Origin of the sequence: Rhizobium sp. F40D2 (genome assembly GCF_051810745.2) — a bacterium.
Lineage (GTDB): Bacteria > Pseudomonadota > Alphaproteobacteria > Rhizobiales > Rhizobiaceae > Rhizobium.
The window spans coordinates 3663315-3675807 of record NZ_CM131436.1 but is presented as its reverse complement, the minus strand read 5'-3'; the positions used below and the strand labels follow the sequence as shown (position 1 = coordinate 3675807).

Sequence of the window (12493 nt, the reverse complement as noted above, 5' to 3'; positions counted from 1 at the left end):
CGATGGCAACAATCCTTGAGTGGTCTGACCAAATTGTCTTTTTTTGGTTGGGGCGGCTGGAATTCCTGCCGTCGCATGCTATCTAAAGGCAACGATTGAAACGGCGGGCCTTTAACCCGCCTGTTGAAAGGATCAGGTCCTATGAGCGGCATTCACGAATTCATCGACAACGAAATCAAGAGCAACGACGTCGTCCTCTTCATGAAGGGCACGCCGCAGTTTCCGCAGTGCGGTTTCTCCGGACAGGTCGTGCAGATTCTCGATTACATCGGTGTCGACTACAAAGGCGTCAACGTGCTCGCCGATTCGGAGATCCGCCAAGGGATCAAGGAATATTCCAACTGGCCGACGATCCCGCAGCTTTACATCAAGGGTGAGTTCGTCGGCGGCTGCGATATCGTCCGGGAAATGTTCCAGGCCGGTGAGCTGCAGCAGCATCTCCAGGAAAACGGCATCACCGTGCGCGGCGCCGCCTGACCGGTCACCGGGCGTCCGCCCGGTTTCCAAATCTGTAATCTTGAGACCGAGGCGCTGCGGCTAGCAGCGCCTTAGCCTGTTTATGGGAATTTCATTGTGACAGATTCATCACACGCCGTGTCCGCGGGCCGCCTGCCCATGGGCAAGCGAGAATTTATCGCGCTCGCCGCCTTCCTGATGGCCGTCAACTCTCTGGCGATCGATATCATGCTGCCGGCCCTGCAGCAGATCGGCGCGAGCCTCGGCGTCGAGAGCGAAAATCATCGCCAGTTCGTCGTTTCCACCTATCTGCTCGGCTTCGGCTGCGCCCAGTTATTCTACGGACCGCTGTCTGACCGCTTCGGCCGCCGCACGCCGCTGTTGATCGGTCTCGTCATCTACATTCTCTCCGCCATCAGTATCGTCTTCGTCCCCTCCTTCGCAGGCTTGCTTGCCCTGCGCTTCGTCCAAGGCGTCGGTTCGGCGGCGACCCGCGTCATCACCGTCTCCATTGTCCGCGACATCTATGGCGGCCGGCAGATGGCCGAAGTCATGTCGCTGATCATGATGGTCTTCATGATCGTGCCGGTGATTGCACCAGGCACCGGCCAGATCGTCATGTTCTTCGGCAACTGGCACCTGATCTTCCTCTTCATCGCCGCCATGGCGATTGCAATCGCCGTCTGGGCTTACATCCGCCTGCCGGAAACCCTGCATCCACAGAATGTCCGCCCCTTCACCGCCCGCTCGATTTTCGGCGCCTTCAAGCTGGTGCTGACCAATCGCATCGCGCTTTGCTATACCATCGCCAGCACCTTCATCTTCGGCGCGCTGTTCGGCTTCATCAATTCCGCCCAGCAGGTCTATGTCGGCATTTACGATCTCGGCGTCTATTTCCCCTTCGCCTTTGCCGGCGTGGCGATCTTCATGTCGCTGTCGTCCTTTTTCAACTCACGCTTCGTCGGCAAACTCGGCATGCGCCGCCTGTCGCACGGCTCGCTCATCGGTTTCATCACCATCAACACCATCTGGCTGATCGTCCAGATGGCGAGTTCCGAGCCGATGCCTTTCGCTCTGTTCATCTCCTTCTTCGGCCTCGCCATGTTCCAGTTCGGCTGGATCGGCTCGAACTTCAACTCGCTCGCCATGGAGCCCCTCGGCCACGTCGCCGGCACCGCCTCCTCCGTCCTCGGCTTCATGAGCACGGTCGGCGGCGCCCTCATCGGCGCCGGCATCGGCCAGGCTTTCGACGGCACTGCGCTTCCGATGGTCGCCGGTTATTTCATCGTGTCGATCATCGGGCTGGTCTTCGTGCTGATCGCCGAAAAGGGCCGCCTCTTCCAACAGCAGAACCCGGCCGTCTGAACGGCCGGCCTCCTCCGCATCCAGGATTTCACCACATGACGCCGCCGCATAAACCGCACCAGGAAAACCAGGGCTCCCGCCGCATCGGCATGGGTTTCGGCGAGTTCGTCGTCACCATCGCCATCATGACCGCCAGCATCGCCATGGCCATCGACAGCATGCTGCCGGCATTGCCCAATATTGGCCATTCCCTTGGCGTCACCAATACCAATGACGCGCAGCTGATCATCGGCGTGTTTTTTCTCGGCTTCGGCGTCTCGCAAATATTCTTCGGCAGCCTGTCGGATACGTTCGGCCGCCGCAACATCCTGCTCGGCGGCCTGGTTTGCTACGTGATCGGCATGTTTGCCGCCGCGGCAACCGGCAGCTTCGAAATGCTGCTCATCATGCGTTTCGTTCAGGGCGTGGGCGGTGCGGCGGTGCGCATCACCACCATGGCGATCGTTCGCGACTGCTTCGGCGGACGCGAGATGGCCCGTGTCATGTCCTATGTGATGATCGTCTTCATGATCGTGCCGATCGTCGCCCCTTCCGTCGGCCAGCTGATCATCCTGTATGCCAACTGGCACTGGATCTTCATCCTGCTCGGCGTCACCGCCACCATCCTGTTCGTCTGGGCGCTTCTGCGGCTGAAGGAATCGCTGCCGCCGGAAGAGCGCCTGCCGCTCTCGGTCGGCTCCGTCGTGGATGGCTTCAAGACCGTGCTCACCAACCGCATCACCTGCGGCTACATGATCGGCCTCACCATGTTCACCGGCGTCATCAGCGCCTATGTGATCTCGGTGCAGCAGGTCTTCGGCGAGGTCTATGGCCTCGGCGACTGGCTGCCGATCGCCTTTGCCGCCACCGCCGGCGGCATCGCCGTCGCCAACTTCGCCAATGGTTTCTTCGTCCGCAAATTCGGCATGCGCCGCATCTCGCACGCCGCTTTGCTGATCTTCACCGCGCTGTCGGCTCTAGGTTTCGTCATCGCGTTGGCCGGTAAGCCTGATTTCGCCATCGCTTACAGCATCTTCACCATCGTGCTGATGATGTTTGCCGTCATCGCCACCAATTTTACCGCCATCAGCCTCGAGCCGATGGGCAATCTCGCCGGCACAGCAACCGCCGTCACCGGATTCGTCTCGACGACGGCAGGCGCCATTCTCGGCGGCCTGGTCGGCCAGATGTTCAACGGCACGGTGCAGCCGCTCTTCGGCGGTTTCGCGCTCTTCGGTTTGGTGACAATCGCAGCCACTCTTTGGGCTGAGAACGGCAAGCTCTTCACCCATCCCGGCGACAGCCCGCAGCTCGATCCGGGTGCCGCCCATTTCTGACGGAAGCCCTCGGAGGGCCGGGTTTTGGATACAGGACAGCACCGTCTCCCTCCGGGACTGCAGGGCGAGATATTCCGCCCCGAACGGGACATCGGCACCGGCGTCGTGGTGCTCGCCGGCTCCAGTGGCCGTGTGGATTCGGATCGCGCCAAGTTGTTTGCGAGCCAAGGGGCAACGGCCATCGCTCTTCGTTGGTTCGGCGGCGAAGGCCAGGTGCCGGGCATCTGCAAGGTGCCGCTGGAAACCTTTTTTGCTGCCATAGATTATATGGTGGAATTCGGCTGCAAACGTATTGTGCTCGTTGGGACGTCGAAAGGCGCCGAAGCTGCGCTACTCACAGCGGTTTACGACCCGCGCGTCAGTGCTGCTGTCGCGATAAGTCCTTCCTCGGTCGTATGGGGAAATATCGGTCGAGGTGTTGATGGCATCAGTTGGCCGGAACGCTCGTCGTGGACGTTGCAAGGCACGCCGCTTCCTTTTGTCTCGTCGGATCCTGCATGGGTGCCGGAATACAGAGAGGGACTCGTTACCTATAGGGGCCTGTTCGAACGAAGTCTTGACGTGCACCAATCCGAGACCCAAGCGGCAGCTATTCCTTCGGAGAAAACAGACGCCGAAATTCTGCTCGTAGCAGGTTGCGATGACGCGCTTTGGCCATCGGCCACATTTGCTGCGTCGATTGTTCGGCGACGCGCGGATGCGGGCCTAACCACGCAGCTAGTATTGGGAGAAAATGCAGGTCACCGCGTTCTGCTGCCGGGCGAAACGACGCCCCGGTCATCGCTGCATGCTCACGGTGGAAGTGATGAAGCCGACGCCGAATTGGGGCGACGGGCGTGGGAACACATTCTCGCTATTCTGTAGCGTGGCGGCGGCAGTGTGCAAAAGGCATTCCGATGGACGACCGAATTCTAATCAGACCCTACGCGCCAAGCGACGTGGACGCGACAATTGACATTTTTCTGCGCGCCGTCAGGGAAATCTCGTCGAAAGACTATTCAGCCGCTCAGATAGAGGCTTGGGCGAAGGTGGAAGATCGCGACCGATGGGCGGAGCGCAGGAGAAGCAGCCCTGCCTGGATCGCTGAAATCGCCGGCGAGCCGGTCGGATTTTCCGATCTGACCACCGACGGATGCCTGGACATGATGTTCGTCCACCCTGAATTTCAGGGGCTCGGTGTCGCAACCCGGCTGTTGAGCAGGGTCGAGGAGGAAGCTCGGGTGCTCGGATTCAGGCGAATTTATACGGAAGCCAGCCGAACCGCGCGCCCGTTTTTCGACCGAAAGGGTTTCCGCGTGACAACAGCGCAAACCATCGAGAAACGCGGGCAAAGCCTGGAAAATTTCCTCATGGAAAAGCTCTACGCGGAGTAGGGCCGAACCGACGATACATGTTATCGAACGAAGCCAGCCTCCCCTGTCAGAATCCAGCCGCAAAATCAGCGTTCTGCGGCTGGTTTCATTCGTTCAGACCGTGACGACCTCACGGCGCAGCACATCCCACGAGGCCTTGTCGGGCGCAACCAGCAGCCCACCATCGAGATGGTGCGGCAGGTAGGGCGAGCCGTCGAAACGGGCGGCATAAGCGCCGGCTTCCTGCGAGATCAGCGTGCCGGCCAGATGGTCCCAGGGCATCAGCTTGTTGTAGATCAGGTAGTGCACGTGGCCGCCCGCAAGGGTGCGGTATTCATGGGCGGCACAGCGGTAGTTGGTGAGGAAGCGGACCTTGGCGAGATTGCCGAGAATCTCGGCCCGCTTCTCCTGCGGCAGGTAGCCTGTCGAGGCCATGCCGACCATCTGGTCGAGCGCGACAGGCTCGGCCGCGCGCAGCCGCCGTGCTTCGCCATCCGGCCGCCGCAGCCAAGCGCCGGCTCCTTTTTCCGCCATCACCCAGTCATCGCCCATCGGATCGTAGATGATGCCGGCAATGGTCTCGCCGCCTGAAATGACCGAGGCCATGACACCGAAGGCCGGGATGCCGGCGGCGAAATTGAACGTGCCGTCGACCGGGTCGACGACGATGGCTAGATCGGCATCTGCGAGCCTGCCGAGCAATGCCGGCTCGGCTGCGACCGATTCTTCGCCGAGGAACAACGCCCCCGGCCAAAGCCGCTCTGCTTCCGCCTTGATCATCCGCTCGGCCTGCTCGTCGGCCTCGGTGACGAGATCGGTCGCCTCGCTCTTGGCGCGCACGTCATTCTCGCCAAGCCGGCGGAAGCGCGGCAGGATCTCCGCTTTCGCGGCACGGCGCAAGAGATCGGCAAGAACGGTCACGTCGACAGTCGCAGTCATGTCAAATCCTTTCGGTCCGGCCCCTCGCTAAGGGCCCAAATCAGATGCCGATGATCTCCCGCCGGATCAACTGCCAGCTTTCTTTGTCGGGTGCGGAGATGATGCCGCCCGTCGTCTCGCCCGGGCGATAGGGCGAGCCGTCGAATTTCGCCGTATAGCCGCCGGCCTCCTGATGCGCCAGCACGCCGGCCAGATGATCCCAGGGCATCAGCTTCGCATGACCGATGAAATGCAGTTTGCCTGAGGCGACCATCCAATATTCATAGGCCGAGCAGTTGAAGGCGAAGGTCATCCTGATCTTCGCCATGTTGGCTGAAATGCGCGAGCGGTCCGGGTCATCCATATGACCCCACGAGATGCCGCCGACCATCTGGTTCAAGGCGGCGGGCTCAGCCACCTTCAGTCTGCTCGATTGCCCATCCTGCCGCGTCAGGAAAGCGCCCGCCCCTTTGATCGCCGTCACGGTGTCGCCGAGAACGGGATCGTGAATGATGCCGGCGACCGTTTCGCCCCTGACGGTGACCGCCAGCATCGTCCCGAAGACGGGAAGCCCGGCGGCGAAATTGAAGGTGCCGTCGACGGGGTCGATGACGAAGGCAAGCTCGGCATCGGCAAGGGCCGGCACGACGGACCGGTCGGCATCATAGGCTTCCTCGCCAACGACGAGGGCCACGGGAAAGCGCTCTTTCAGTGCCGCGGTGATCCGGTGTTCGGCGAGCAGATCGGCCTGCGTCACCAGATCGGTTGCCGAGGTCTTTTCCGAGACGTCGGCGGCGCCGAGATTGCGGAAACGCGGCATGATTTCCGCGCGTGCCGCCTCCTTCACGCAATCGCCGAGAAAGAGAATATCCTGATCTGAAATGGTCATGCGAATTCCTGCGCTTCATACAATAGCCAGCTGCTTAGCCGGATTTTCATGAAGGATCGGTGACACCAAGGGTGGAAAAGTCGAAGAGTTTCGGATCAAGCAGATGCGACGGGTTCACATGCGAAAGCGCCCGCAGCATCGTGTCCTGGCGTCCCGGCATGCGCCGCTCGATATCGGCAAGCATATCCTTCATCGCATTGCGCTGCAGCCCGTCCTGCGAGCCGCAGAGATCGCAGGGGATGATCGGGAAGCGCATGGCGGCGGCAAACTTCGCGAGGTCGTCCTCGGCGGCATAGGCAAGCGGCCGCAGCACCATCAGGTCACCCTCGTCGTTCAGAAGCTTCGCCGGCATGGAGGCAAGCCGCCCGCCGTGGAAGAAATTCATGAAGAAGGTTTCGAGAATGTCCTCGCGGTGGTGGCCGAGCACCAGCGCATCGCAGCCCTCTTCCCGGGCGACGCGGTAGAGATTGCCACGGCGCAGCCGCGAACAGAGCGAGCAATAGGTCGCCCCTTCGGGCACCTTCTCCTTCACGATCGAATAGGTATCCCGATATTCGATCCGATGCCGCACCCCGATTTTGGTCAGATAATCCGGCAATACATGTTTTGGAAAGTTCGGCTGCCCCTGGTCGAGATTGCAGGCAACAAGCTCGACCGGCAGCAGCCCGCGCCACTGCAGATCGAGCAGCAGCGCCAGCAGCCCGTAGGAATCCTTGCCGCCGGAAAGGCCGACCAGCCAGCGCTTCTGCCCCTTCAGCATATCGAAATCGTCGAAGGCCTGGCGCACCTGCCTGAGCAGCCGTTTGCGCAGCTTGTTGAAGGAGACCGAACGCGGAGCATCCGCAAAAAGCGCATGGCCGACGCTGCCGTTGGCATCGCCGCTTTCCAGATCATCCGCAATATTGGCTGCGATATTCATTGCGTCGTCCTATCGAGGTCTGTCTGCCTTAGCAGAAACGAGTTCGCCAACACAGCGTCAATCGCCGAAAACCGACCAGCCGGTGCGTGCCGCCAGCATTTCCAGCGCCACGGCGCCGAGCTGCGAGTTACCGACCTTGTTCAGGCCCGGCGACCAGACGGCGATCGAGGCAATGCCAGGCGCAACCGCGAAGATGCCGCCGCCCACACCGCTCTTGCCGGGCAGGCCGACATGATAGGCAAAGTCACCAGAGCCGTCGTAGTGGCCGCAGGTCAGCATCAGCGCATTGATGCGCCGCGCCCGCTTCGGTGAGACCACCGAATGACCGGTCATCGGATTGCTGCCGCGCGCCGCCAGGAACAACCCGGCGCGGGCCAGCTGCTCGCAGCTCATCGACAGCGCGCATTGATGGAAATAGACGCCGAGCACGTGGTCGACGGGATGATCCAGATTGCGGTAGGCGCGCATGAAGTTGGCAAGCGCGACATTGCGGTATCCTGTCTGCGTTTCCGAGCGCGCCACCTTGTCGTCGATGGTGATCGATTCGTCATCGGCGAGATAACGCACGAAGCGCAGCAATTCGCCGATCGCCTCGCGCGGCGCATGGCCGGCCATGACGACATCGCTGACGGCAATCGCGCCGGCATTGATGAAGGGATTGCGCGGGATGCCACTCTCATGCTCAAGCTGGACGATGGAATTGAAGGGCGATCCGGATGGTTCTCGCCCGACGCGCTTCCAGAGGCTCTCGCCGACCTTGCCGAGCGCCAAGGTCAGCATGAAGACCTTGGAGATGCTCTGGATCGAGAAGGCAATGTCGGCATCGCCGACACGGTAGACCTTGCCGTCGACGGTGACGATCGCCATGCCGAACTGCCGTGGATCCACCTTGGCAAGCTCGGGAATATAGTCAGCGACCTTGCCCTCGCCGATGCGCGGCAGGATATCGGTATGGATACTATCGAGGATTGCCTGCAGATCCGCCATCGCTTCTCTCCGAATAACAAAAAAGCCGCCCGAAAGAGCGGCTTTTCCATAAGCGAAAACGCCTAGTTTTTCTTAACGCGAATAGAATTCGACGACCAGATGCGGTTCCATGACGACCGGGAACGGAACGTCGCTGAGCGTCGGAACGCGACCGAAGGTGGCGACCATCTTGTTGTGATCGACTTCGATATAATCAGGAACGTCGCGCTCGGCGAGGCTGACGGCTTCCAAAACTGTCACAAGCTGCTTCGACTTCTCGCGAACTTCGATGACGTCGCCGGCCTTGCAGCGGTAAGAACCGATGTTGACGCGGACGCCGTTGACGGTCACGTGGCCGTGGTTGACGAACTGACGGGCAGCAAAGACCGTCGGAACGAACTTGGCGCGATAGACGATCGCGTCGAGGCGCGATTCCAGCAGGCCGATCAGGTTTTCCGAAGTGTCGCCCTTGCGGCGGTCGGCTTCAGCGAAGATCGCGCGGAACTGCTTTTCGCGCAGGTCGCCGTAGTAGCCCTTGAGCTTCTGCTTGGCGCGCAGCTGCACACCGAAGTCCGAAAGCTTGCCCTTGCGGCGCTGACCGTGCTGGCCCGGGCCGTATTCGCGGCGGTTCACCGGGGACTTCGGACGGCCCCAGATGTTTTCGCCCATACGGCGGTCAATTTTGTACTTGGACGATTCGCGCTTGCTCATCGCATTTCCTTTCAAAGGTTTATGCCGGTTTGTTGCCAAACCGAGCGAAGGAAACACGCCCTCCTCTGATCTCTGCCGAAATCTGACAGGATGTTTCGGTTACGCGAACAGAAACGATCCACGGGACATGTCAAATGAAACACCGGACATTGCTGCCCGGTGCTTGGCGCGGTCTTTAGAGGCCCGTCATGAAAATGTCAACTGCGCTAGAGCATGATGCCGAAAAGTGTATGCGGTTTTCGGACGACATCATGCTCTAACTCTTTAATTGAGAACAGGATTCAGATTTTAGGCCGAGCAGGCCTAAAATCATCCTGTTCTAGAGCCCGAAAGCGCCACTATTCCGCAGCCAGCGGCTGATCGCCCGTATCGGGCGCGTTCGCGTCGCCCGGCGCAGTCTGGCAATTCATGTCGGGGAAGGCGACAATGCGTTTGCCGGAGAAATCCGTGTGCACGACGACAATCCCCTGCTCCTCGAAATAACCGAGCAGGCGGCGGGCGCGCCGCGCCGAATGGGTGCCGTAGGCGCGGGCAATGCGGGCATCCGGCGGGCACGGCTCACCACAGACGGCGGCCTTGGCGAGCATCAGGAAGACACCCTGCAGGTCGTCGGTGACAGCTGATGACAGCGATAGCGCCGTTGCCCACTCTTCGCTCGCGGCTGTCGCGGCATCGACGCCGGAGCGAGAGATCGCCACGCGCCGGCGGAAATCCGGCAGCGCGACCGGCGGTCCCGGCACGCGGCGCATGCGCAGCCGCACGAGAAAATCCTGGTAGAGCACGGAATCGGTGCGGAAGGCGGAGGTGGGATCGTCGAGTATTTCTGCAAGCACGCCGGCGAGGCGTTCCTCGCGCTCTTCGGCTGAGATTTCCACCTGGCTCGCCCTCGCCTCGACAGGTGCGGGCGACGCCGTCGGCGTCGAGCGTGAGAGCTCCGCCAGAATGTCGGTGGTCGGCCGCGGCGCCGGCGGCGCACGGCGCACCAGCGGGCGCTGGAATTCCTCCGGATCGGGCGTAAAGATCAGATCCTCGACATCCTGCGGCGCATCCGGCAGCGGCATCAGCTTCGGGCTGGAGGAGCGCGCCGAAGTTTCCACCGCGCCGATCTGAATCGGCAGCGGCCGGCGTGATAGCGCCGGTCCGAGGGCGACGAAATTGCCGCGCTTCAGATCGCGGAACATCTCGGCCTGGCGGCGGTCCATGCCGAGCAGGTCGGCGGCGCGCGCCATGTCGATATCAAGAAAGGTGCGGCCCATCAGGAAGTTCGAGGCCTCGGCTGCGACGTTCTTGGCGAGCTTGGCGAGCCGCTGCGTCGCAATCACCCCGGCAAGCCCGCGCTTGCGGCCGCGGCACATCAGGTTGGTCATTGCCCCGAGCGACATCTTGCGCGCATCTTCCGCGACATCGCCGCCGACGGAGGGGGCGAACATCTGCGCCTCGTCGACGACGACGAGAACTGGATACCAATATTCGCGATCCGCATCGAACATGCCGTTGAGGAAGGCTGCGGCCGCGCGCATCTGCTGTTCGATATCGAGGCCTTCAAGCGTCAGCACGCAGGAAACGCGATGCTGGCGGATGCGGTTGGCGATACCCGCCAGCTCCGCCTCGGTGCGCTCGCCATCGACGACGACATGGCCGAACCTGTCGCTGAGGGTGACGAAATCACCCTCAGGATCGATGATGACCTGCTGCACCCACTGCGCGGATTGCTCGAGCAGGCGGCGCAAAAGATGCGACTTGCCCGATCCGGAATTGCCCTGGACGAGCAGACGGGTCGCCAGCAGCTCCTCGATATCGAGCGTCGCCGGGCTGCCGGACGCCAATCCCATATCGATGCCAACTTGCAATGCTGATCCTCGCGACGAAGAGACTCACATGAGTGAAGCGCCATTCTTCCGAAACGGCATCGCCCCGTCTATCAAAGAATCTGCTGATTTTCAGGGCCGGATTTCGCCAACCCACAGGACAATTCCCTTCATGCTCTCAGGCCGAAACCTTGCATCAGCCGCCGTGTCGCGAAATCCTGGTAGCCCGACGTGAAGACTGCGAAGTCGAAATTATCGGGATGCACCGCATCGGCCGCCGCTGGCACCAGCGTGCGGGCGCGCCGCGCGATTGCTTCAGCCGGATCAAGCCAGTCGACCGGCCAGGGCGCAAGCCGCCGGAAAAGATTGGCCATGAAAGGATAATGGGTGCAGGCCAGCACGACGATATCGGTCTTTTGACCGTCCTTCTCGACGAAACACTGGTCGATTTCCGCAACCACGGCGTCGTCGGAGACGGCGTCGCCGCGAATATAGGCTTCGGCCATGCGCGCCAGGTTCTCAGAGCCGACGAGGCGGACATGGCATTGCTGCGCGAAGGATTGGATGAGATCGCGCGTATAGGCTCGTCTCACCGTGCCGGGGGTGGCGAGCACCGAAACCAGGCCCGAGCGCGTGCGCTCCGCCGCCGGTTTGATCGCCGGCACCGTGCCGACAAAGGTCATTTGGGGAAAGGCGGCGCGCAGGTCGGCGCCGACGAGCGTGAAGGCGGTGTTGCAGGCGATGATGCAGACTTCGGGGTCATACTCCGTCAGCAGCTTGCGGAAGAGCCCGATGATCCGCTCCTTCAGCGCTTGTTCCTCCCAGCCGCCATAGGGAAAGCCGGCATCGTCGGCAACATAGATGAAGCCGCGCTCCGGCATCAGCACGCGCGCCTCGCGCAAGACGGTCAGCCCGCCTATGCCGGAATCGAAGAGAAGGATAGGTTTCAGCTCATTCGTCGGCGCTGTCATCGGTGGGCGCATCCTTGCCGGATCGGGTGAAACCGCCTTTACGCGGACTGTTGCGCGTAAAGCGGTCGAGGGAGGAGATGACGCCGCGCAGCACGCTGATTTCCTGTTCCGTGAATGCCCGGCGGGAGAGGACTGCGCGCAGGTTGTCGACCATTTTCGGCTTTTTCGAGGGCGGATGAAAATAGTTACGCGAATCGAGCGCCTCTTCCAGCTGGTCGAACAGGCCGAAGAGCTGCTCCTTGGTGGACGGGCGCTGCCCCAAGGCCTGGAACGGCACGGCTTCCAGATCCTCCATGCCCGATTTCATCCACTCATAGGACATGAGCAGCACGGCTTGGGCGATATTCAGCGAGGCGAAGGCGGGATTGACCGGGAAGGTGACGATCTCGTCGGCAAGCGCCACTTCCTCGTTGGTCAGGCCCCAGCGTTCGCGGCCGAAAAGAATGCCGGTCGCCTCACCCGCCCGGAATCTTGTACGCAGCGTCTCTGCGGCAAAAACCGGCGAGCGCACCGGCTTGTAGTTGTCACGGCTGCGCGCCGTCGTCGCATAGACGAAGTTGAGATCGGCAATCGCCTCTTCCAGCGTGGCGAAGACCTTGGTGCCTTCGATCACATGATCGGCCTTGGAGGCCGCAGCCTGGGCCTTCTCATTCGGCCAGCCGTCGCGCGGATTGACAAGGCGAAGATCGACAAGGCCGAAATTCGCCATGGCGCGCGCCACCATGCCGATATTCTCGCCCATCTGCGGCTCGACCAAAATGATGACCGGCCCTTCGGCCAGAAGTTGACGCTCGCTATTGGTGCCGGCCATGGTGCCTTTGT

General features: G+C 61.5%; 13 protein-coding genes. 5 read left to right on the top strand and 8 right to left on the bottom strand.

What is annotated here, in order from left to right; all coding sequences use genetic code 11:
* Positions 1–141 precede the first annotated feature (141 nt).
* The 5 genes from grxD (at position 142) to ACS4RS_RS17625 (ending at position 4510) form a co-directional block, all read left to right on the top strand.
* Entirely contained in the window at positions 142–477 is a 336-nt protein-coding gene (gene grxD / locus ACS4RS_RS17645; RefSeq protein WP_003586231.1) for a Grx4 family monothiol glutaredoxin, read from the top strand.
* Positions 478–615: 138 nt separating this feature from the next.
* Entirely contained in the window at positions 616–1821 is a 1206-nt protein-coding gene (locus ACS4RS_RS17640) for a Bcr/CflA family efflux MFS transporter (RefSeq protein ID WP_439009932.1), read from the top strand.
* A gap of 35 nt (positions 1822–1856) precedes the next feature.
* On the top strand, positions 1857–3137 hold the full coding sequence (locus tag ACS4RS_RS17635) for an MFS transporter (RefSeq protein WP_439009933.1): 1281 nt from the start codon (positions 1857–1859) through the stop codon (positions 3135–3137).
* A 24-nt stretch (positions 3138–3161) separates the two neighbouring features.
* Positions 3162–4001, top strand: a complete 840-nt coding sequence (locus tag ACS4RS_RS17630; protein WP_439009934.1) for an acyl-CoA thioester hydrolase/BAAT C-terminal domain-containing protein — start codon at positions 3162–3164, stop codon at positions 3999–4001.
* A gap of 32 nt (positions 4002–4033) precedes the next feature.
* Entirely contained in the window at positions 4034–4510 is a 477-nt protein-coding gene (locus tag ACS4RS_RS17625) for a GNAT family N-acetyltransferase (protein ID WP_439009935.1), read from the top strand.
* Between the two features lie 93 nt (positions 4511–4603).
* Here ACS4RS_RS17625 and ACS4RS_RS17620 read toward each other — a convergent pair whose 3' ends face one another.
* The 8 genes from ACS4RS_RS17620 to ACS4RS_RS17585 form a co-directional block, all read right to left on the bottom strand.
* The gene (locus ACS4RS_RS17620; RefSeq protein WP_439009936.1) at positions 4604–5428 is read right to left on the bottom strand and encodes an inositol monophosphatase family protein; all 825 of its coding nucleotides are present in this window, start codon (positions 5426–5428) and stop codon (positions 4604–4606) included.
* Positions 5429–5468: 40 nt separating this feature from the next.
* Positions 5469–6296, bottom strand: a complete 828-nt coding sequence (locus tag ACS4RS_RS17615) for an inositol monophosphatase family protein (protein ID WP_439009937.1) — start codon at positions 6294–6296, stop codon at positions 5469–5471.
* 46 nt (positions 6297–6342) lie between these two features.
* Complete coding sequence (gene ttcA, locus ACS4RS_RS17610) at positions 6343–7215, bottom strand: tRNA 2-thiocytidine(32) synthetase TtcA (protein WP_439009938.1); 873 nt, start codon at positions 7213–7215, stop codon at positions 6343–6345.
* A 57-nt stretch (positions 7216–7272) separates the two neighbouring features.
* On the bottom strand, positions 7273–8202 hold the full coding sequence (locus ACS4RS_RS17605) for a glutaminase (RefSeq protein ID WP_439009939.1): 930 nt from the start codon (positions 8200–8202) through the stop codon (positions 7273–7275).
* A 72-nt stretch (positions 8203–8274) separates the two neighbouring features.
* Positions 8275–8892, bottom strand: coding sequence for a 30S ribosomal protein S4 (gene rpsD / locus ACS4RS_RS17600; protein ID WP_004676212.1), 618 nt, complete (start codon positions 8890–8892; stop codon positions 8275–8277).
* A gap of 338 nt (positions 8893–9230) precedes the next feature.
* A complete protein-coding gene (locus ACS4RS_RS17595; RefSeq protein ID WP_439009941.1) occupies positions 9231–10742 on the bottom strand; it encodes a helicase HerA domain-containing protein in 1512 nt (503 codons plus the stop codon).
* A gap of 128 nt (positions 10743–10870) precedes the next feature.
* On the bottom strand, positions 10871–11671 hold the full coding sequence (gene murI, locus ACS4RS_RS17590) for a glutamate racemase (RefSeq protein ID WP_439009942.1): 801 nt from the start codon (positions 11669–11671) through the stop codon (positions 10871–10873).
* Complete coding sequence (locus ACS4RS_RS17585; protein ID WP_439009943.1) at positions 11652–12482, bottom strand: TrmJ/YjtD family RNA methyltransferase; 831 nt, start codon at positions 12480–12482, stop codon at positions 11652–11654. Before ACS4RS_RS17585 ends, murI begins: the two co-directional genes overlap by 20 nt.
* Positions 12483–12493 lie beyond the last annotated feature (11 nt).

Excerpts from the sequence above, each read along its gene's own strand:
- grxD (WP_003586231.1), top strand. The coding sequence starts at position 142 with ATGAGCGGCATTCACGAATTCATCGACAACGAAATCAAGAGCAACGAC.
- ACS4RS_RS17640 (WP_439009932.1), top strand. The coding sequence starts at position 616 with ATGGGCAAGCGAGAATTTATCGCGCTCGCCGCCTTCCTGATGGCCGTC.
- ACS4RS_RS17635 (WP_439009933.1), top strand. The coding sequence starts at position 1,857 with ATGACGCCGCCGCATAAACCGCACCAGGAAAACCAGGGCTCCCGCCGC.
- ACS4RS_RS17625 (WP_439009935.1), top strand. The coding sequence starts at position 4,034 with ATGGACGACCGAATTCTAATCAGACCCTACGCGCCAAGCGACGTGGAC.
- ACS4RS_RS17620 (WP_439009936.1), bottom strand. The coding sequence starts at position 5,428 with ATGACTGCGACTGTCGACGTGACCGTTCTTGCCGATCTCTTGCGCCGT.
- ACS4RS_RS17615 (WP_439009937.1), bottom strand. The coding sequence starts at position 6,296 with ATGACCATTTCAGATCAGGATATTCTCTTTCTCGGCGATTGCGTGAAG.
- ttcA (WP_439009938.1), bottom strand. The coding sequence starts at position 7,215 with ATGAATATCGCAGCCAATATTGCGGATGATCTGGAAAGCGGCGATGCC.
- ACS4RS_RS17605 (WP_439009939.1), bottom strand. The coding sequence starts at position 8,202 with ATGGCGGATCTGCAGGCAATCCTCGATAGTATCCATACCGATATCCTG.
- rpsD (WP_004676212.1), bottom strand. The coding sequence starts at position 8,892 with ATGAGCAAGCGCGAATCGTCCAAGTACAAAATTGACCGCCGTATGGGC.
- murI (WP_439009942.1), bottom strand. The coding sequence starts at position 11,671 with ATGACAGCGCCGACGAATGAGCTGAAACCTATCCTTCTCTTCGATTCC.
- ACS4RS_RS17585 (WP_439009943.1), bottom strand. The coding sequence starts at position 12,482 with ATGGCCGGCACCAATAGCGAGCGTCAACTTCTGGCCGAAGGGCCGGTC.